This is a genomic window from Fredinandcohnia onubensis, from assembly GCF_002734285.1.
Taxonomy (GTDB): Bacteria; Bacillota; Bacilli; order Bacillales; family Bacillaceae_L; genus Ferdinandcohnia; species Ferdinandcohnia onubensis_A.
This window is the reverse complement of record NZ_NSEA01000008.1, coordinates 185,921-206,849: the sequence shown is the minus strand read 5'-3', so window position 1 is coordinate 206,849 and position 20,929 is coordinate 185,921. Positions and strand designations below refer to the sequence as shown.

Annotated in this window: 17 protein-coding genes; 15 read left to right on the top strand and 2 right to left on the bottom strand. The window is 38.3% G+C overall.

Going from position 1 to position 20,929, the window contains the following annotated elements:
- The first annotated feature begins 66 nt into the window (after positions 1-66).
- Positions 67-3,459, top strand: coding sequence for a phosphodiester glycosidase family protein (locus CKJ95_RS08970; RefSeq protein ID WP_099353069.1), 3,393 nt, complete (start codon positions 67-69; stop codon positions 3,457-3,459).
- 88 nt (positions 3,460-3,547) lie between these two features.
- Here the strand turns inward: CKJ95_RS08970 and CKJ95_RS08965 are convergent, their stop codons facing one another.
- Positions 3,548-4,114 (bottom strand): TetR/AcrR family transcriptional regulator, encoded by a 567-nt coding sequence (locus CKJ95_RS08965; RefSeq protein WP_099353068.1) that lies wholly within the window; start codon positions 4,112-4,114, stop codon positions 3,548-3,550.
- 205 nt (positions 4,115-4,319) lie between these two features.
- On the opposite strand from CKJ95_RS08965, the gene CKJ95_RS08960 reads away from it, so the two are divergent.
- From CKJ95_RS08960 to CKJ95_RS08920, 9 genes are all read left to right on the top strand, one after another.
- A complete protein-coding gene (locus CKJ95_RS08960; RefSeq protein ID WP_099353067.1) occupies positions 4,320-6,320 on the top strand; it encodes an efflux RND transporter permease subunit in 2,001 nt (666 codons plus the stop codon).
- 2 nt (positions 6,321-6,322) lie between these two features.
- Positions 6,323-8,113: a hypothetical protein gene (locus tag CKJ95_RS08955; protein WP_099353066.1), complete on the top strand. Its 1,791-nt coding sequence runs from the start codon at positions 6,323-6,325 to the stop codon at positions 8,111-8,113.
- 97 nt (positions 8,114-8,210) lie between these two features.
- The gene (locus CKJ95_RS08950) at positions 8,211-8,588 is read left to right on the top strand and encodes an SET domain-containing protein (protein ID WP_099353065.1); all 378 of its coding nucleotides are present in this window, start codon (positions 8,211-8,213) and stop codon (positions 8,586-8,588) included.
- 205 nt (positions 8,589-8,793) lie between these two features.
- Entirely contained in the window at positions 8,794-9,054 is a 261-nt protein-coding gene (locus tag CKJ95_RS08945; protein WP_099353064.1) for a DUF1292 domain-containing protein, read from the top strand.
- A 9-nt stretch (positions 9,055-9,063) separates the two neighbouring features.
- Entirely contained in the window at positions 9,064-9,441 is a 378-nt protein-coding gene (locus CKJ95_RS08940) for a hypothetical protein (protein WP_099353063.1), read from the top strand.
- 10 nt (positions 9,442-9,451) lie between these two features.
- On the top strand, positions 9,452-10,720 hold the full coding sequence (locus CKJ95_RS08935) for an erythromycin esterase family protein (RefSeq protein WP_099353062.1): 1,269 nt from the start codon (positions 9,452-9,454) through the stop codon (positions 10,718-10,720).
- A 284-nt stretch (positions 10,721-11,004) separates the two neighbouring features.
- Complete coding sequence (locus CKJ95_RS08930; RefSeq protein WP_099353220.1) at positions 11,005-11,652, top strand: 2OG-Fe(II) oxygenase; 648 nt, start codon at positions 11,005-11,007, stop codon at positions 11,650-11,652.
- 93 nt (positions 11,653-11,745) lie between these two features.
- Positions 11,746-12,525, top strand: a complete 780-nt coding sequence (locus CKJ95_RS08925) for an alpha/beta hydrolase (protein ID WP_099353061.1) — start codon at positions 11,746-11,748, stop codon at positions 12,523-12,525.
- Positions 12,522-13,322: an alpha/beta hydrolase gene (locus tag CKJ95_RS08920; RefSeq protein WP_257215742.1), complete on the top strand. Its 801-nt coding sequence runs from the start codon at positions 12,522-12,524 to the stop codon at positions 13,320-13,322. The genes CKJ95_RS08925 and CKJ95_RS08920 overlap by 4 nt, the downstream gene beginning before the upstream one ends.
- A gap of 53 nt (positions 13,323-13,375) precedes the next feature.
- Here the strand turns inward: CKJ95_RS08920 and CKJ95_RS08915 are convergent, their stop codons facing one another.
- A complete protein-coding gene (locus CKJ95_RS08915; protein WP_099353060.1) occupies positions 13,376-14,866 on the bottom strand; it encodes an extracellular solute-binding protein in 1,491 nt (496 codons plus the stop codon).
- A 283-nt stretch (positions 14,867-15,149) separates the two neighbouring features.
- Between CKJ95_RS08915 and CKJ95_RS08910 the strand changes: the two genes are divergently transcribed.
- From CKJ95_RS08910 to CKJ95_RS08890, 5 genes are all read left to right on the top strand, one after another.
- Entirely contained in the window at positions 15,150-16,253 is a 1,104-nt protein-coding gene (locus CKJ95_RS08910) for a glycoside hydrolase family 88/105 protein (RefSeq protein WP_099353059.1), read from the top strand.
- A 106-nt stretch (positions 16,254-16,359) separates the two neighbouring features.
- Positions 16,360-17,028 carry a GntR family transcriptional regulator gene (locus CKJ95_RS08905; protein WP_099353058.1) on the top strand — a complete coding sequence of 223 codons (669 nt, stop codon included), beginning with the start codon at positions 16,360-16,362 and terminating at the stop codon, positions 17,026-17,028.
- A gap of 28 nt (positions 17,029-17,056) precedes the next feature.
- Positions 17,057-17,977: a dihydrodipicolinate synthase family protein gene (locus CKJ95_RS08900; protein ID WP_099353057.1), complete on the top strand. Its 921-nt coding sequence runs from the start codon at positions 17,057-17,059 to the stop codon at positions 17,975-17,977.
- Positions 17,978-17,990: 13 nt separating this feature from the next.
- Positions 17,991-19,445, top strand: coding sequence for an alpha-ketoglutaric semialdehyde dehydrogenase GucD (gene gucD, locus CKJ95_RS08895; RefSeq protein WP_099353056.1), 1,455 nt, complete (start codon positions 17,991-17,993; stop codon positions 19,443-19,445).
- Between the two features lie 51 nt (positions 19,446-19,496).
- Positions 19,497-20,669, top strand: a complete 1,173-nt coding sequence (locus tag CKJ95_RS08890) for a mandelate racemase/muconate lactonizing enzyme family protein (protein WP_099353055.1) — start codon at positions 19,497-19,499, stop codon at positions 20,667-20,669.
- Positions 20,670-20,929: the final 260 nt, after the last annotated feature.

The following is a 20,929-nucleotide window of genomic DNA, read 5'->3' as shown; positions in this document are numbered from 1 at the left end:
GAAAATATACTTCAAGAATATTCCGTATATTATAAAATTATATTTTAGTAGAGGGGAGAATTACGAATGAATGTAAAGTGGTGGAGAAATGTTGTATTAGCCTCAGCCATAACAGTACCACTAGCACCTACTGTTCATGCTGATAGTGAACCATCAGATGTAGCTCAAGCTCGATCAACTTCTTCGGACAGAACAGAACCTGTCATTTTTGTTGGCCCAGCTGGCAAGACGCTTGTTTCGAACGAAAGTACAACACCGATTGGTCCTGGTGTTAAGCTTGCTAGCTTTGAAAGGTTTGACGCTCGAGGCTGGCTAAACGGTGAAGTAATGACCATTAACTTAGGAAATGATAGCATTTCAACGGATATACTTTTTCCTGGTAGTGTTTCATCTGCTAAACCATTGTCGGAAATGGCTAAGGAAGCAGGTGCAATCGCTGGAGTCAATGGAGATTTCTTCGATATTAATAATACGAAAGCACCTCTAGGTACTGTAGTTAGTAAAGGGGAAATGGTAAAAGGGCCACAAGGTAGTCACACACTCACTGCAAGTGTTGATAAAAATGGTTTAGGGCATATATCTACCATTCTATTAGATGGGAAAGTTAAGCTACCTAGCGGAGAAATCACACTTGACGCACTCAATCAATATGGAATTTCAAAAGACGGTATTGGATTGTACACATCTGTCTGGGGAACAGCAGAAAGATCCCAGGCTGGAAACCAAGTGAAAGAGGTTATGGTCGTAGATGGAAAGGTTACAGCTGTAACAGAGGGTGCAGGGAGTGGCGCCATTCCTGAAAATGCTTTTATACTTGTTGGACGTGAAAAAGGTGCAGAGGCTTTAAGCGCTTTATCAGTTGGTGATGAAGTAAGTGTAGAATATGCGCCAAAGACTAACATCGATGTTTCCTTTGCTGTTGGAGGGAATATCAAGCTTATTGAAAATGGAGAGGTTATTTCGAATCTGGACGATACGACTTCTGCACCTCGAACTGCTGTTGGCTTTTCAGAGGATCGAAAAACAATGATTTTAGCAGCAGTTGATGGACGTCAAACAGATAGTCGTGGTATGACATTTAAAGAATTAGCTCAACTGATGAAAGAATATGGTGCACATTATGCTTTAAACCTTGATGGTGGAGGTTCCACAACAATGGTCGCACGAAAGCCTGGTACGAATGACGTGAAGGCTGTGAATCAGCCATCCGATGGATCTGAACGTTCAGTACCGAATGGAATTGGAATTTTTGCAAAAGCTGGAAGTGGTGAATTAAAGAGCTTTGCAGTTAACACAGTATTTGAATCTGATATGAGTAACCGTGTATTTCCTGGATTAACAAGAACATTTATTGGTTTAGGGCATGATGAAAATTACGCTCCCGTTTCAGTTGGTGAAGTGAAATGGAAGGCACTTCCGGCAGACGTTGGTAAGTTTGAGGAAAATGGCGTTTTCCATGCTAAAAAGTCAGGTAATGCCATTGCCCAGGCACAAGTAACATCTGCCAAGGGCTCGATGGAGATTACCGTCCTTGGTGAATTGAATCGAATCGAGGCTTCACAAGCGCGTCTTAGTTTAGAATTAGGACAGCAATCAAGTTTTTCTGTTTATGGTTATGACAAAGATGGGTACAGCGCACCGATTGAAGCTAGAGATGTGAGTTTAGACTATGATGAGTCAGTTATTTCTGTCATGGAAAATGTCGATGGTAGCTTTTCCGTCGTTCCTAAAGTTGACGGTGCGTCAGCGCTAATTACACTAAAAGTAAAAGACGAGGTTACGTATCTGCCAGTTACAATTGGTCTAGCTACAAAGAAAGTCGATGATTTTGAAGAGATAAGTGGATGGTCTTTTACAAAATATCCAAATGAAGTTGGAGCATCTATGAATCATGTTGCTGGCAGGGATGGAAAAGGAATTGAGTTAACATATGATTTTTCAACAACTACCGCAACACGTGCTGCATATTTACAAGCGTCTCCAACAATTGAATTACCAGGGGACGTACAGAAAATTGGTCTTTGGGTAAAAGGCGATGGAAATGGAGCTTGGCTTCGTACTGTCATTGAAGATGCAGGAGGCACAAGATACACATTATCACTAGCCGATGCAGTAGATTGGACAGGCTGGAAGTACGTTGAAACAACAGTACCTGAAGGCGTACGATACCCTGTAAAGCTTTGGAGAATCTATCCAGTTGAAACAAACAAAAACGATCAATATACAGGTCAATTGGTATTTGATGATGTGACTGTTAAAGTTCCAACTTCAATTGAGGTTCCAGAAGTAACAAAAGATCCGGACCCGCTCATTATTCAAAACGGTGAAATTGAAAAAGGACGTTGGACATTCGCAGTACTAGCTGACAGCCAGTTTGTTGCTAAGGATCCAAATAGTTCTCAAGTACAAATGGCAAGAGAATCACTTAGACAAATCGTAGCAGCAAATCCAGACTTCCTTGTCATTAACGGGGATTTGGTTGATACAGCATGGGATGAGGATTTTGAACTTGCTGAGCAAATTTTACAAGAAGAAGTCGGAGATAAACTCCCAATCTATTATATCCCTGGAAACCACGAAATTATGGGACCAGGTACGTTGGATAATTTCTTAGAAGTGTATGAAAATAACCGCTATACGTTTGATCACAAAGGGACAAGATTTATTTTACTTGATTCATCAACAGGAAGTTTCCGTACGAGTGATTTCCAACAGCTACTTGACCTCAAAAAGGCGTTAACCGAAGCTGCAAAGGATCCAAATGTGAAAAACGTAGTTGTGATGGCGCATCATCCAACGCGTGATCCACTACCAACGAAGAATAGTCAGCTTAGTGATCGAAAAGAATCTAATCTGCTCGAACAATTCTTAACGGATTTCCGTCAGACGTCAGGTGGAAAAGGAGCACTATTTGTCGGTGGTCATGCTCATACTGTAAGTGTTGAACGTGTCGAAGGTGTTCCATATATGGTTGTAGGACCTTCTGGAAAAGCACCATATGGATCCAGTGATGCAGGTGGTTTCTACGAATGGACGATGTTCGGTGTCGATCCAACTCCTGTACCTGACAAGGCAATGGGGCCTGAACAATCAAATGGTCAAAGTTCTGTGTCTGGTACTGACTGGATTCAAGCTGAGGTGAATCCGTTATTAGTAGATATTACCGTTCAAGCACCAGCAACAATAAAAGTAGGAGAAACAGTACAAGTTGAGGCAACTGGTCATCAAAAAGACAACCTAAACTTCCCACTTCATTATCCAGCCACAGTTCAATGGGAAGGCAGTGATAACGTCTTTATCGGTAGTGGAGAAGAACTGAAAAGTGCAGAAACTTCAGGTAAGTACGCTGCACTATTCGACCACACAACAGGGGAACTAACAGCTCTAAAAACAGGAAAAATAACCCTAAAAGTCGAAGCAAACCAAATGACAAAAGAACAAAATTTGACAATCGAATAATGGGACAGCGGGACAGGTTCACTGTCCCGTTTTTTATGCTTGGGACAAGGGACCTGTCCCCGCGACCCACCCGCACCGGTTAGTCCACTTACTTCACTGCTGTTACGCCCTTGTTTATGATGCTATTGACTAATTCGCCCAGTTCTTTTGGTGATTTGTCCATTCCATTTTTTAACCATCTTTTGATCACATAAATACTTCCACTGATAATAAAGGTACTAAAATATTCAGAATCATTTTTATCTAGATGGCTACTGGCCCAGTTTTTCATGAGATAGCGGTGGACAATATCCATGACTTTTTGCTGGAAGGTGGTATCTACATTTTCATTCAATAAGGTTTGGCAAACATCTTTCTTGGTGACGATGTACTCCAGCAGTTTTTCTGTCATTTGTAATGTTTCATCTTCTTTATCAAAATCATATTGGTTGAGATACGTGATCATATCCTCAATAATTTCTTCTTCTATCTTTTCGAGCAAATCAAATTGGTCAGAATAATGAGCATAAAAAGTAGACCGATTGATATCTGCTACTTCACAGATTTCCTTCACTGTAATTGTTGCAATTGGTTTTTCTTTTAATAGCTTCATAAGGCTATCCTTTAGTACCATGCGTGTGTATTGTTTACGTCTGTCAATTTTAGTTGAAGTCATATTTAATCCCTCTTTTGGAAGTTATCCAACATATTAGATAATCATGTTGTGAAACGTACTCAATTTAATAAACTGTTTGTTGATTAGGCAACACCGTGTCGTTATAATATTATAGTGGAATTGCCGGTTATGCAAGAGAGGGTGAATCATTATAGATATTGCAGCACGAATTATTAAACATAAAAAATCCGTCGTCATAACGTTTATGCTCCTCACACTTTTAGCCACCATTGTCCAATTTGGGGTGGTCGTTAACTATAATATGGTTGACTATTTGCCGGAGGATGCTCCTTCTGTGAAAGCCATGGAAATTATGGAAGAAGAATTTGAAGGGGCTGTGCCGAATACGAGGGTCATGATACATGACGTCACGATACAGGAAGCACTTGTTTATAAAGAGAAGCTCTCTGAAATTGATGGCGTATCGGATGTCACTTGGTTAGATGATGCCATTGATATCAAAACGCCGATTGAAATGGCAGATGAAGAGACTGTTGAATCTTACTACAAAGAAAATAACGCACTGTTTTCTTTAAGTATCGAAAAGGGAGACGAAGTTGCGGTAACGGATGCCATCTACGAGGTAATTGGTGAAGACAATGCGATGGCAGGTGAAGCACTAGATACAGCCACTTCACAGAAGATGGCTGGTCAAGAATCACTTTATGCCGCTCTCTTATTGGTACCCATCATTATTATTATCTTGGTATTATCAACGAACTCTTGGGTCGAGCCAATATTTTTCCTTACTGCAATTGGGGTTTCCGTGCTTATCAACCTTGGAACTAATATTTTTCTTGGGGAAGTATCGTTCGTAACCCAATCGGTTGCACCGATCCTACAACTAGCCGTGTCACTCGATTATGCGATCTTTTTACTTCATAGTTTTTCAGACTATCGAAAAACAGTTGCCGATCCGAAAGAAGCGATGCAACTTGCGATGAAAAAATCATTTCCAGCAATTACGGCAAGTGCGTCAACTACCTTTTTCGGGTTTATGGCATTATCATTAATGAATTTCCAAATTGGTTCAGACCTTGGAATCAACCTTGTAAAAGGGATTTTACTAAGCTTTATCAGTGTTATGGTGTTTTTACCGGCTCTAACTTTGTTATTTTATAAGTGGATTGATAAAACACAGCACAAACCGCTAATCCCAAGCTTTAACAAAGTCGGAAGCATTGTTGTGAAATTGCGAATCCCAAGTTTACTATTAGTTGCACTGTTAATTGTGCCAGCATTTATGGCCCAAAGTGAGACGAATTTCATCTATGGCCTTGGAGATCAACCAGAGTCAACGAGGGCTGGCAGTGATAAAATGAAAATCCAGGAAGAATTTGGAGCCTACACTCCTATGGTTTTACTTACACCAAAAGGGGATATGGCAAAAGAAGAAGCATTCGTTCAGGATATTGAGAAGATTGATCAGGTTTCGAGTGTTCTAGCGTACGTTAACACTGTGAGTAGCGCGATTCCTCCAGAGTATTTGGACGAATCGATCACTGACCTATTTTATTCCGACAACTACAGTCGTATTATTATAAATACAACTACGAAAAATGAAGGCGACGAGGCATTCTATTTAATAGAAGAAATTAAACAAACCGCAGAAGCGTATTTTGGAGACGAAGCACATTCACTTGGGGAAAGCGTGACCTTGTATGATATCAAAAATACGATTCAAAAGGATAACGCATTGGTGAATCTCTTAACGGTTCTTACGATTGCCCTTGTCCTTATTGTGACATTCAAGTCAATCTCGTATCCTATCGTGTTATTGCTTACGATTCAAACTGCAGTTTGGATCAATCTCTCCGTCCCATATTTTACAGATTCGTCATTGGTGTATGTTGGTTACTTGATCATCAGTACGGTACAGCTAGCCGCAACGGTAGACTATGCGATTCTTTTGACCGAAGACTACACAACGAATCGAAAGCAAATGTCTGCACGTAAAGCAATTAAGAAAACACTTGATGAGAAGATTTTTTCAATTGGTATTTCGGCAGCCATTTTATCGAGTGTAGGCTTTATTTTAGCCTTTACATCATCAAATCCAATCGTATCTTCAATTGGACTGTTGCTAGGAAGAGGAGCCTTGCTTGCGTTCATCATGGTCGTATTTTTCCTACCAGCTCTTGTATTGGTTTTTGATAAGGTCATTGAGAAAACTACATGGAAAGCAAATCATTATAAGGAGAAATGAGGATGAAGAGAATACACAAAGTACTATTAATCTTACTGACTATCACTCTCGTATTGCCGTCATTTCTTGTCACTGCTGCATCGACCGAAGGAATTATATCTACGAAAGATGAGGTCGTGTATGCAACACTGAGTGCCAATGGGAAACAGCAAGATTTATATGTGGTAAACACATTGGATATCGAAAAAGCAGGGAAGATTGTTGATTATGGATCATATTTAACATTAAAAAACTTAACAGACTTCTCTGAGATCATCCAAAAAGAGAATACAGTAGAATTGGAAGCACCAGAGGGGAAATTCTATTATCAAGGCTCAATCGATGAAAAAGCACTCCCTTGGAATATTGATGTTTCGTATATGCTAGACGGTAAAGAAATGGCACCTAAAGAACTAGTTGGTCAAGACGGAAAAATTGAAATACGGATTAAAATTTCTGCTAATGAAGAAGTGAATCCTGTCTTCTTTACAAATTATTTATTGCAAATTTCTTTAACACTTGATCCAGCTCTTTACACGAATATTGAAGCTGAAGAAGGAATGCTTGCAAATGCAGGGAAGAACAAACAAGTTACGTTTACTGTAATGCCTGAAAAAGAGGAAGAATTTGTACTCCAAGCAAATGTAATCGATTTTGAACTTGATGGTATCAACATCACAGCCGTTCCATCATCGATGTCGATAGATGCACCTGAAATCGACGAAATGACAGAAGACATGTCATCTTTAACAAACGGCATTAAACAGCTTCATGATGGAGTAGGAGAATTAAAGAATGGTGTTTCCGAGCTAAATAGTGGTGTGCAGGAGCTTCAAAACGGTTCTGGTCAATACAATAAAGGGATGGCCGATATTAACAAGGCTTCTTCTGGTCTTGTCAATGGTTCGAATGAAATTGGGAAAGCTCTTGAACAGATAAGCAAGTCTCTAAATGCTGGGTCTGAGGATGTGAATCTTGGCGATCTTGAAAAATTAACAGCTGGACTTCAGCAAATCTCAATGAGTTTACAAGGGACAGTAACAGAAATAGCCAAGTTTAAGGAAGGCTATGGGAGTGCTTACGGTGCATTAGAGAAAGCAATAGCGACTATCCCAGCAGCCACAATTACACAAGAACAAATACAAGAGCTGCAAAAGAGCGGAGCAAATCAGGAAGTTGTCAATCAACTTTTGAACACATATACGGCAGCGCAAACTGTTAAAGGAACCTATTCTCAGGTCAAAGATGGCCTTACCGCAGTAGACGGTGCTTTAGCTGGATTAATGAATGGACTCACTGAAGTGGCATCAAATCTCGATCATATGGCAACCGAGGTTTCAGCATCATTAGAAGCATCAGGTGCTGCAGAATCTCTTGCTCAATTACAGCAAGGACTTGCTGCATTATCCGCCAATTATCAAACATTTCATTCAGGATTGGTGCAATACACAGGTGGAGTCGGTCAGTTATCGAAATCTTATCAGAAAATGCATCAGGGAATTGTGAAACTGTCACGAGGTACAGGTGAGCTTGACAACGGTGTTAGTGAATTACACAATGGTACTCGAGAATTATATGAGTCTACGAGTGATTTACCAGAACAAATGAAGGAAGAAGTGGATCGCATGATGTCTGAGTATGATAAATCAGATTTCGAAGCTGTCTCTTTTGTATCGGATCAAAATAAAAATGTTAATCTTGTCCAATTCGTCATAAAAACGGAAAGCATAAAACAAGAAGAACCAAAAAAAACAGAAGTGGAAGAAAAAGAAACCAAAGGCTTCTGGGCGAAATTGCTCGATTTGTTTAAATAGGAAGTAATTAAGGGGTGTCAGTAAACTGGCACCTTTTTGTTTTCGCAAATTAATGTTAAAGTTAGAAGGAAGTCAAAAATGAGGTAGGGCAAACAACATGATCGAAATAAAAAAATCTTTATTAAGTGATGGGGAATTCAATAGAGGGGTATTTGCTACAATGGATATTAAAAAAGGACAACTAATCCATGAAGCACCCGTAATCTCTTATCCGAATGACCAGCACGAGCACATTGAAAAAACATTACTCGCTGATTACGCTTTTGAGTATGGAATTAATCATACGGCAATCCTCCTCGGATATGGAATGCTATTTAACCATTCCTATGAACCGAATGCCGTTTATGATATTAACTTTGATAATCACACATTTGATTTCTATGCGTACAAAGACATAAAAGCAGGCGAAGAAATCCTAATCAACTACAATGGCGAAGTCGACGACAAAACAAAACTGTGGTTCAATGAAGAATAATGGGACACAGGTCCCTCGTCCCAATCATTAAATTCCATTTTAATGGTTGTAGTGGACTAATCTAAGCAAAAATTAAATTAATATAACTCTGGAAGCAGTGTATTTCTCATCAGAAAATACACTGCTTTTTGCGTTTTCAAAAGTCCTTTAGTAATTTTGATGGTTTTGGAAAAGATAGTAATGCAAATTACAGGAGGTGTATGACATGAGCGATGTATATCGAGATAAGATCGTGGTGAAAGATGAAAACGGCGAAGAAAAGGAATTTTCGATTGAGGCCTTATTTGATATGAAGGAAAAAACATATGCATTGTTACACTCCGAACAGGACCAGAATAATACATTTGTCATGCAGGTAGAAAATACGGATGATGGTCAGTTTTTGACAGGAATCAAAGATCCAACTGAACGTGATATGGTGCTAGATGCATATGAGATTGCTGTCGATGCGAATCCAGCGGAGTAAGAATCAGCTATGGAAAACAAGATCTTTGATGTGATTGATCCACAAATAAGTAAACAAATAGAGGAAGAAATTAAAGGTTTAACATTCACAAAAAACTTTCGATCTCCTTCTGCAGAGGAATGGTATGTTTTTTTACCGAGCTATAAGGACCCGACTACTGGTGGTGCTGCTGGCAAGGTTATTATCCACTACAACTTATATGATACCAAGGAGATTTTCATCAATACTACGATTATATTTGACGATCCCGCCTTACATAAAGAGTCACTTCATCAGCTAGTTTATGCCATTTCTGATGAACTTGTAAATCGACTAGTTGGTTATGCTGATACACTGCTCTCTGTTCATTCAGGCGAGAATTCGTATCAGGCAGAATATAAAAACTAAGGGGGCTCATATGGTAGATAAAATGATACAAGCGATCCAACAACATTCAATTCCATTAACAAATTTTACACACGATCTCGACCCACTTGTTACTGCGATAACAAATCAGAAATACATTTTGTTGGGTGAGTCCTCACATGGTACATCTGAGTTTTATAAAATGCGCGCGGAACTCACCAAGAGATTAATCATTGAAAAAGAGTTTACTTTTATTGCAGTAGAAGGCGATTGGCCAGCATGCCAACAGGTGAATAACTATATTAAAGGCTACTCAAAAAAATATAAAAATGCCCGAGATGTGCTATCATCTTTTAAACGTTGGCCAACCTGGATGTGGGCAAATGAAGAAATAATCGGTTTAGTTGAATGGTTAAAAGAGTTTAACCAAGGAAAACCGAATGAAAAAAAGATTGGTTTTTATGGAATTGATATCTATAGTTTATGGGAATCAATGGATGAAATTCTAAAGTATCTAGAAAAAAGAAACTCACCTGATCTTGAGGTCGCGAGAAAAGCTTTCGCTTGTTTTGAACCATTTAATCGAGAAGCAGAAAAGTATGCTTTGTCTTCTTCTTTTTATAATGAAGGATGTCATGAAGAGGTTCTACAGCTTTTGACGGAAATAATGGCGAATAAACATGCCTATCAGGATTCACATGAAAGTAGTTTAAACGTAGAGGTAAACGCGCTTATTACGGCGAATGCTGAAAATTATTATACTACGATGATTACGAACGATAATGAATCATGGAATATTAGAGATCGTCACATGGTTGAGGTCATACGTAGAATTGATTCTTTCTATAACCATCATTCCAAAGGAATCATTTGGGAACATAATACACATATTGGGGATGCAAGAGCTACTGATATGGCAAATGAAGGACTTGTAAATGTAGGACAACTTATCAGGGAAGAAATAAGTAGTGAAAATGTGTTTATTGTTGGTTTCGGTACACATCATGGAACGGTGGTTGCAGCTAGCGAATGGGGTGTAGATTTCGAAAGAATGAATACCCCTCCAGCAGTTGTTGGCAGCTGGGAAGATCTTCTTTATAAAGCGGGAGCATACGATAAGATTCTTGTTTTTAATGAGAAAAATAGAAATATATTTAAAAAAGAACTTGGACACCGTGCAATTGGCGTTGTCTATAATCCGCAATACGAACAATATGGTAACTATGTGCCGTCAGTGATATCTGAGCGGTATGATGCGTTTGTCTTTATAAATAACACAAAAGCTTTAACACCATTAGAAGTAACTGGTGTGTTAATCTAATCTATTCAGCCGATGACTCCATGAAAAGGGTTAATCGGCTTTTCATTTGAAATGAACGAAATATAGTAATCTAGTAATTTATTTGTTATTTTTTTCAAAAAAATAGTAGAAAAATACATTTTCAAAGTGTAAAATAAAAAAGCAAAAATTAGTTTCGGTGAACTAATTCAACATTTACATCCATTTTGAAAACAGGAGGGAACCAAGAACAATTATTATTTCTGTTTAATATCAATCTATTATTTACAAATCTAAATTTCTGAAGAGGTTGATGAAAGTTGACAATGGATGCTACAGATTTACCAACTAAGGAGCCAACAATCTTTACTCATATTGGCAATAAAATTATAACAGAGGACCGAGAGATCAAGATTATTGCTAGGTTGGAAGAACCTTTAATCGTAATCTTAGGTAATGTATTAAGTGATGAAGAATGTGATGAGTTAATTAGCTTGTCTAAGGATAAAATAAATCGTTCAAAAATTAGCAATGCACGTGTAGATCATATGAGGACGAGTAGTAGTACTTTTTTAGAAGAAAGTGAAAATATTATTGTTAGTAGAATTGAAAAAAGAATCTCTCAGATTATGAATATACCAACTGAACATGGAGAAGGTCTTCAAATTCTTAATTATCAAATTGGGCAAGAATATAAAGCTCATTTTGACTTTTTCACATCTACTAATAAGGTGATAAATAACCCTAGAATCAGTACAATTGTCATGTATTTAAGCGATGTGGAACATGGCGGGGAAACGTATTTTCCAAAGTTGAATTTTTCAGTATCTCCACAAAAGGGGATGGCTGTGTACTTTGAATACTTTTATAATGACCAAGACTTAAATGAACAAACCTTACACGGTGGGGCACCGGTTATCGTTGGTGATAAGTGGGCAGCAACACAATGGATGAGAAGGAAAAGAGTTAAATAATGATACAATAGTAAAAAATAAATAAGCAAGGGCGATACTTCAAGTAGGAGATCGCCCTTTCTTATTATTATTTTATAAGAGGGAGTGATAATAATGGCCTTACTTAATGTAAAATATCATTCTGAAATACTGGGCATGCCCGTCGAAATGGCCGTTCTATTGCCACAGTCATTTGCTGAAAATCGTCAAACCTTTCCAACTCTTTATCTATTACATGAGATGGGGGATGGACACACCTCATGGTTACGAAAAACAAGTCTAGAAAGATATATTGATGATCTTTCACTTGCAGTTGTCATGCCAGCCGGACATACAAGTTACTACACGGATATGTATCATGGAAAGCCGTATTTTACTTTTATCACCGAGGAATTGTCTGCAATTTGCGAGCATATGTTTCCGCTTTCTCAATCAAAGGACGAACGCTTTATTGCAGGAAATGGTATTGGTGGCTACGGAGCATTGAAGGCAGGATTATCCGCTTCATATACGTTTAGTCTGGCTGCTTCCTTTTCAAGTCCTATAGACGTAATGGGGATTGCTAACCGATTAGATAAACAAAAAGCCATAGATATATTTGGTCAATTTGACGAGGTAAATAAAAGTACCGAAAATGTATATGTAGCAGCAGAAACTTTACTAACCTTGAACAAACCACTTCCAGAAATCTATCTAACTTGTAATGCAGAAAATGCCTTATTAGAAGAAAATGAATCCTTTAATACATACCTGTCAAATCTCGGAGTAAAGACAACCTTTGAAAAAACAATTGATGAACAGACTGATTGGAAGCATTGGGATCATTCGCTGGAAACATTTATCTCATGGTTAACCGTTACAAAACCTGGTCTTACGAAAGGAGGGGAACGATGATGGCGCTAATCGAAACCTATGTGTATTCTGAAGTTCTTGGGATGGATGTTACATTAAACGTCATTCTTCCTCAGGAAAGGCAACCCTATCAAGAAGAACAACAACTTAAGGTATTATGGCTTCTTCACGGTGGTTCTGGTGATGCATCTGCTTGGCTTCGAATGAGTAATATCGAAAAATATGCGATTAAGTATGGCATTGCAGTCATCATGCCTGGAGGATTGAACTCTTGCTTTACAGACATGGAACATGGTGGGAAATTTTTCACCTATATGACAGAGGAACTTCCGGGTCTTATCCATCATTTGTTTCCACGCCTGTCCACAGACCGTGATGATCATTACATATCGGGCTTTTCGAATGGTGGGTATGGCTGTTTGCGGATTGGTTTAGCACGACCAGATCTCTATGCTGCTATCGGTGCCTTTTCAGCTGGAAATAAGGCTGATGTTCCATTTCGTAATGATGGTTCAAAGAAAGCACAAGCGCGTGTCGAGATCTTCGGTGATGGTGATATAAAAAATACAGACCATGATCTTGAATATCTAGCGATTGAAGCTGCAAAGTCAGGTCAAGCTCTTCCAAAAGTCTATCATGCTTGCGGAAGTGAGGATCCTTGGTTAGATTTGAACGATAAGGTACGTGACTTTTTTCATAGACTGAGTGATTCTTACGACTACACCTACCATATAGCTGATGGTCACGGTCATACATGGGAATTCTGGGATATGGAAATTCAACGTTTTTTAGATACGCTTCCTCTTAAAAAAGATGACACTAGATATATTGGGATTTAACTTAACAAACACACAAAACAAAGCCTGCACATCAATGCAGGCTTTGTACGTTATTACTTCTTTTGATAAGCAGCTGTAAATTCTTCCATGATTTTGTCTCCGCCTTGCTTCACCCATTCATTGACCGCAGCTTCAAAACCATTTTTATCAAGCTGACCAATAATATATTGGTATGTCGCGTCATCAATAATTTTTTGCAACATCATACTTTTTTCATTGAAGGAAGGAGAGTGTAGCCCAACCGTTGGGTCAGGAATTAAGTATTGCTCATTATCAATAAATAGTTCTTCAGCTTTTGCCATCGGTTCATAATCATATTTTGCTTTTAAACGACCATTTGTTTCCTCTTCAGCAATTTTTAGTGTTTGTAATGGACGAACTTCTTTATCATAAATTTGCTGATCTTTTATTACTACTTCGCCATTTTCAACTGTGTAATGTTCGCCTTCAATACCCCAATAGGTTAAATTAGATCCTTCGGGAGTCATTAGGAAATCATAGAAACCTAGGATTCTTTTTAACTCTTCTTCTGTTTTAACAGACGATTTCGGGAATAAGATACCATTACCATATCCAGGTAAAGACCAAACAGTAAATTTCCCATCTGGGCCAGCAACCTGATTGTGTACATCGAACTCAGCATTAGGATTATTTGCCACTGCATCTAAATAAAGTGATTCAACATCACCCATTGAACCTACATATACGCCTGCTTTACCGCTTTTAAGTAAGCCTTGTTGATCCGCTTTACTTGTAACAGGGAAATCCTTGTTTATGTAACCTTTTTCATGTAGGTCTCTAAAGAAATCAAGTGTCTGCATATATTCTGGGAACATAAATTCTGGTTTGATTTCTCCGTTCTTCACACCGAAGTTGGTAGGTGTATGGAACCAAGATGCAACCGTTTTGAAAGCACCAAATATTAATTCATTACGATCTGTTAACCCAATAGTATCGTCTTTTCCGTTCCCATCAGGGTCTTCTTCCGTAAATGCTCGTAGCATTTCATAAAATTCATCGATATTTTTTGGCGCTGATAATCCAAGCTTTTCAGCCCAATCTTTCCTATATATCATTCCTTGTCGAGAAAGAGGCTTTCCTTCATAAACCATGTAAAGCTTTCCATCGACTTTTGTATTTTCAAGAATATCTTTTTTCATTTTACTCAAGTTTTCGAATTCATCTAAATATGGACCAATTTCCCAAAACTGACCATCTTGAATCGCTTCATGATATTGAGTAAGCATGTCTAAGTCTAAAACAACAGAGTCTGGGAATGAACCAGATCCAAATAGGGCATTTACTTTTTCCTTATAATTATTATAAGGGACAAATTGAAAATCTAGTTTCATATTGGTTTTTTCTTCGAGGATGTTAATAATCTTCTTGTTAGGGACTTCTGGTGAGTGGAGTTTTACCATAGCTGAGAGTGTAAATTCTTCGTCAGAACCTTTTGAAGCGCTTTCACCACTGCAGGCAGTAAGTGAACCAATACCTAGTGTAGCAGCACAAAGAAGAGAAAAAACTTTTCCGGGCTTTTTCATTACATCAACCTCCTACGTTTAAGTGATATTTGATATATCATGTTTTTTATCATAATGGATGATGGTTGATTAGTAAATACCTTTTTGAGAATTTTTTAACTTTTTAAAATTATCGATAGATTGTTCGTAGCTAAAATCCTTTAGTATCAAAGGTTGTACAAGCTTTTAAGTCTTTAAAATCAAGTTATCACCGTGTTGACAACGATTTCATAATCGATTTAAATTATAAGAAATATGATATATCTTATAGAGTAAGATTTACATAAAATTGGAGGGAAATGTATTGACTTATCAATTAGTAGAAAAACTTAAACAGGACTATATGAAGCAAGAGGGTAAATGGTTTACACATCGTTGGCATTACATCGAATCATGTATATTAAAAGCTTATCTTGATAGCTATGAGCTAACAGTTGATGAGAGGGAGTATCAATTTGTAAAGGATTTTATTGACAGACTTTATAATGATGAGGGAGAAATTGAACAGATTGATACTCAATACTACAACATCGATCAAATTCGGATGGCAAACGTTTTATTTACACTTTTTAATAGAGAAGGAGATTTAAAGTATAAAAAGGTTTTAGATATATTGTATACACAGTTGCAAACGTATCCTCGTACAAAAAGCGGGAACTTCTGGCACAAAACGAATTATGAAAATCAAATTTGGCTAGATGGGCTATATATGGGGCAACCATTTTATGTGAGATATATCAAGGAGTTCCAAGAGGAGAAAGATTTCACGGATACAATCGAGCAATTCAAAAACGTTCGCAAGTTTTTATTTGATGATCAAACAAAACTATACGTTCATGCCTATGATGAGAGTCGTAGTATGTTTTGGTGCGATAAGGAAACCGGTCACTCACCACATGTTTGGAGTAGGGCAGTTGGTTGGTATGCAATGGCTTTAGTGGATGTACTTGAATTATTAGAAGGAGAAGATGTTGATTCTCACGAGCTAAAAAGCCTTTTAAAAGAAACAATCGACGGAATGTTAAATTATCAGCAACCAAATGGAATGTGGTATCAAGTAGTGGAGCATCCAGGTGAGGAAGGAAATTACTTAGAGACAAGCGGAACAACCATGATGTCCTATGCTATTTTAAAAGCTGTACGCCTAGGGTATTTATCGAAAAGCTATGAAAAATACGGAGTATCTGCATTTGATGGAACAGTACAAACCTATATGCGTGAAGAAGATGAGGAAGTGTTCTTAGGTGGTATTTGCAGAAGTGCTGGTTTAGGAAAACACCCGGAATTAGGCAGGATACGTGATGGTAGTTATGACTATTATGTTCGTGGCGAGAATGTTGTAGACAACAACGGGCACGGTGTCGCACCCTTATTAATGGCTTATAATGAGATCGTCAAAATAAAATAATCTGAAATTTTATACTACTCATTATTTACAAAAAATAAAACAGGTGCTAATATATGATATATCAGATATCACAAACTAAAAAATATCCAAATTGGAGGTGGAAAAAATGAACGGTGAGTTATTCTCTTTGAAAACGGAGCAGGTGAAATCCTTACGTGATGTTGTTCTTGAATCCATTCGTGAAGCGATTATCTCAGGACAATTTAAGCCTGGTGATCATTTAAAAGAAAGGGAGCTCTCAGAAAAAATGGGAGTTAGTACTACTCCGATCAAAGAAGCGTTCCGAATGCTTAGCCAAGAGGGTCTTGTTGAAACCATTCCTAGAAAAGGAACATATGTATCAAGTTTAGCGGATGTTAATATTCAAGAAGTACAAATCTTAAGAGCTGGTGTTGAAGGAGTTTGTGCTAAGCTTGCTGCAATGAAACTTAATGAAGTTCAAAAAGCAGAATTACAGCAACAAATGGAGAAAATGGAGTACCTTTTGCAACAAAATGAAGTAGAGCGATTGGTAGAGGAAAACACCAAATTTCACGGAATGATCCGATCCATTGCTGACAATCCGATGGTTACCCAAATTCTAGATAACATCGGATCCTTTGATAAAGCTTTCCGAAAAAGAGCCCTGAAGGAAAAAGGGGAATTACTATCAGGATATACAGAGCATCGTAAAATTGGTGATGCCATTATTTCAAAAAACCCAGAACTAGCTGAACATCTTATGAAAGCACATATTTTACGAACTTTGTATGATGTGTTAAATGGAACTACGTAAAAATAATCAAGGATTAGAGGAGGATAAGATGAATTACGCTGACTGGAAAGAAAAATTTGAAACCATTTCTGGTATTACCATTACCCCATTTAAAAAAGATTCAAGAGAAATTGATTGGGACGGAGTAAAAGAGAATGTTGAGTTTCTCATCCAAAGAGGTGTGAAGGTCATTGTTCCTTGTGGCAACACAAGCGAATTCTATTCCCTTACCATTGAGGAAGCAAAGGAAGAGATTAAAAGAGTAGTAGAGTATGTAAATGGAAGAGCTATTGTGCTGGCTGGAATTGGATACTCCGTTGAAACCGCCATCGACATGGGAAATTACGCGAAATCCGTTGGTGCTGATAGTGTTATGATTCATATGCCAATCCACCCTTATATTACAAACGAAGGCGCATATGAATACTTCAAATCCATCATTGAATGTGTCGATTTACCATCTTGTATATATTTTAAAGATCCCAATTTAAGTGATGATGTACTTGTCAAATTAGCCCCATTAGAAAAACTTGTTGCAGTTAAATATGCTGTAAACGACCTCCCTAGATTTACTAACACTGTTCAAACTGTTTCACCCGAACATCATATTGCCTGGATTTGCGGAACGGCTGAGAAATGGGCGCCATTTTTCTTTAATGCCGGGGCAGTTGGTTTTACTTCAGGACTTGTTAATCTTTTTCCCGAAAAATCATTTGAAATGCTAAATGCACTTAAGTCAAAAAATGAAGATATTGTTTGGAAGGTATGGAAAGAGGTAGTACCTTTTGAAAATTTACGTGCGAAATACAATAGTGGAAACAATGTTGTTGTCATTAAAGAAGCAATGGAACATATCGGATTAAATGCTGGGATTACTAGACAACCCGTTTCCGCTCTTAATGAATCCGATCGTCAGGAATTAATTGATTTACTCGAATCATGGGGATTTGTACCCAATCTCGTAAAATAGAAAGGGGAAAAATATGAGTCAAATTTATAAAAATCTTATTGATGGCCAGTGGTGTCAATCAAGTAATGGTGAGTTTTTGGAGAGTAATAATCCTGCCAATTTTTCTGAGAATGTAGGAAAGTTCCCTAGTTCAACCAAGGATGATGTCGACAATGCTGTGGTTGCTGCAAAAGAGGCATTGTCAAACTGGAAGGATCTTTCTGCGCTAGAGAGAGGCCACTTTCTACATAAGACAGCTGATATTTTAGAAAAGAAAGTAGATGATATTGCGAGAACGGCAACACTTGAAATGGGAAAAACCTTAGCAGAAACAAAGGGTGAAGTGACAAGAGCCGTTCAGATCTTACGATACTATGCGCAAGAAGGTTATCGAAAAGTGGGAGATAACATCCCATCGGGCGGAAGTAAGAACCTATTATTTACAACACGTGTACCTGTTGGTGTTGTAGGGATCATTTCACCTTGGAATTTCCCAATAGCCATCCCAATTTGGAAAATCGCTCCGGCATTGGTGTATGGAAACACGGTCGTCTTAAAACCAGCTTCTGAAACATCGATTACAGCGATTAAGATTGTTGAAGCTTTTGCAGAAGCAGAGTTTCCAAAAGGTGTTATTAATATTGTAACGGGACGAGGTTCGGTTGTTGGTGACCATTTGATCAATCACCCTCATGTGAATGCCATCAGTTTTACAGGTTCTAATGAAGTCGGAAAAGTCGTTGCCTTGAGCTGTGTTGAACGAGGGGCAAAGTATCAGCTTGAAATGGGCGGAAAGAACCCAGCGATCATTCTTGATGATGCAGACCTAGAGCTAGCTGCTGAATTGACAGCTAGCGGAGCCATGAAACATACTGGACAAAAATGTACAGCGACAAGCCGAGCTTTTGTTCACGAAGCGGTGTATGAGGAATTTAAAACGAGAGTCCTTGAAAAAGTAGCTGCTATAAAAATAGGTTCTGGCTTAGAGGAATCCACCTATATGGGACCTTTGGCTTCAAAATCTCAACTTAATACCGTCCTTCATTACTTAGAAGAAGGTAAAAAATCTGGGGCAACGCTACTTACGGGTGGAAAAGTGCCAGAGGGTAATGACTATCAAAACGGGTATTATGTTGAGCCTACTGTGTTTGAGAATGTGGACCATAAAAGTGCCATTGCACAAGAAGAAATTTTCGGCCCTGTACTATGTTTATTTAAGGTTGATAGCTTGCAAGAAGCGCTTGAAAAGGCAAATGATTGTAAGTTCGGCTTATCAGCATCATTATTTACGAAAGATATTGGTAACGCCTTCACGTATATTAATGAAATTGATGCAGGCTTAATCAAAGTAAATGGTGAAAGTGCGGGTGTTGAATTACAGGCACCGTTTGGTGGCATGAAGCAATCTAGTTCCCATTCAAGAGAACAAGGTGAAGCGGCAAAAGAATTTTTCACTTCAATTAAAACAGTAACCATTACACCAGTATAAAAATCGTACATAACAAGGTCTATAAAAATAGTAAAGTAGGGATGATGGTAAATGAAAATAACAGATATTACTTTAACAGTTGTTGGTATTCCACGTCATACCGGTTTTGTGAATAAGCATATTATTGTTAAGATTTTTTCTGACGAAGGGATCGTGGGGATTGGTGAGATGTCCGACTTTTCGCATCTCCCACGCTACGCACCCGATGTTGAGGATTTAACGAATGTCTTAAAGTCTATTCTGATTGGGGAAAATCCATTTGATATTATGAAGCTTAACCAAGAGCTTTCTGGTAATTTCCCTGAAGCTATGTATTACTATGAAAAGGGGAGCTTCATCCGTAATGGAGTCGATGTTGCCCTCTATGACCTATGTGCGAAGTATCTAGGTATTTCAGTTGCTGATATGCTAGGTGGTAGAATAAGAGAAAAAATTAAAGTATGCTACCCGATTTTCCGAATGAGATTTATGGAAGAAGTGGAAGAGAACGTCGAGGTCGTACGTCAACGATTACACCAAGGATTTGATACATTCCGCTTATATGTTGGTAAAAATATTGACGCCGATGAAGCCTTTTTAGCAGCTGTTAAAAGCGAGTTTGGTAACGAAGTAAAAATCAAGTCACTTGATTTTAGTCACTTACTTGATTGGAAAGCAACATTACAAGCGGTCAAACGTTTAACAAAATATGATTTGGGTCTTGAGATGATTGAAAGCCCTGCTTTTGCCAATGACTATGAGGGCTTGCATCATATTCGGATGAGAACCGATTACCCAATCAGTGAACATGTTTGGTCTACAAAACATCAGTACGAAATGATCAAACATGATTCAGTAGATATCTTTAATATTTCTCCAATCTTTATTGGTGGATTAACAGCAGCAAAAAGAGCAGCGGCTGTTGCCGAAGTAGCTCGAAAAAGCGTCATCCTAGGTACCACACAAGAACTATCAATCGGTACTGCATCAATGGCCCATTTGGGAGCAAATCTAGTAAATCTGAATTATACGTCTGACCCAACAGGACCGGAACTCTATATCGGAGACGTCGTAAAAAATCGCATCCAATATCAAGACGGCTATCTCCATGTCCCAGATCGTAATGTACCAGGCCTAGGAATCGAACTAGACGAAAACCTAATCGAAACCTACCGCGTCAAAGACCTAAGCTGGGGCAACGTCTCAGTCCACCAACTCCAAGACCGCACCGCCCAAACCAAATAATTGGCATTGATCCAGGTCGGTCAGATGCAGTGGGTCAGAGGGACAGGTCCCTCGTCCCAGACATTAATTTCCATATTGCTAGAAGAGGCTGTAATTATGCAGCCTCTTTTTTATGATGTTTTGGTCTTAACTCTAATTAGGCTCCATTTTGATTTAAAGTCCTATTTACGACAGAGTATCGGAAGAAAGACCTATTTTTATGAGTAATATAGTTAAGTAGAATCAAAATAAGGAAGTTTTTACTAGCATTCAATAGCTTT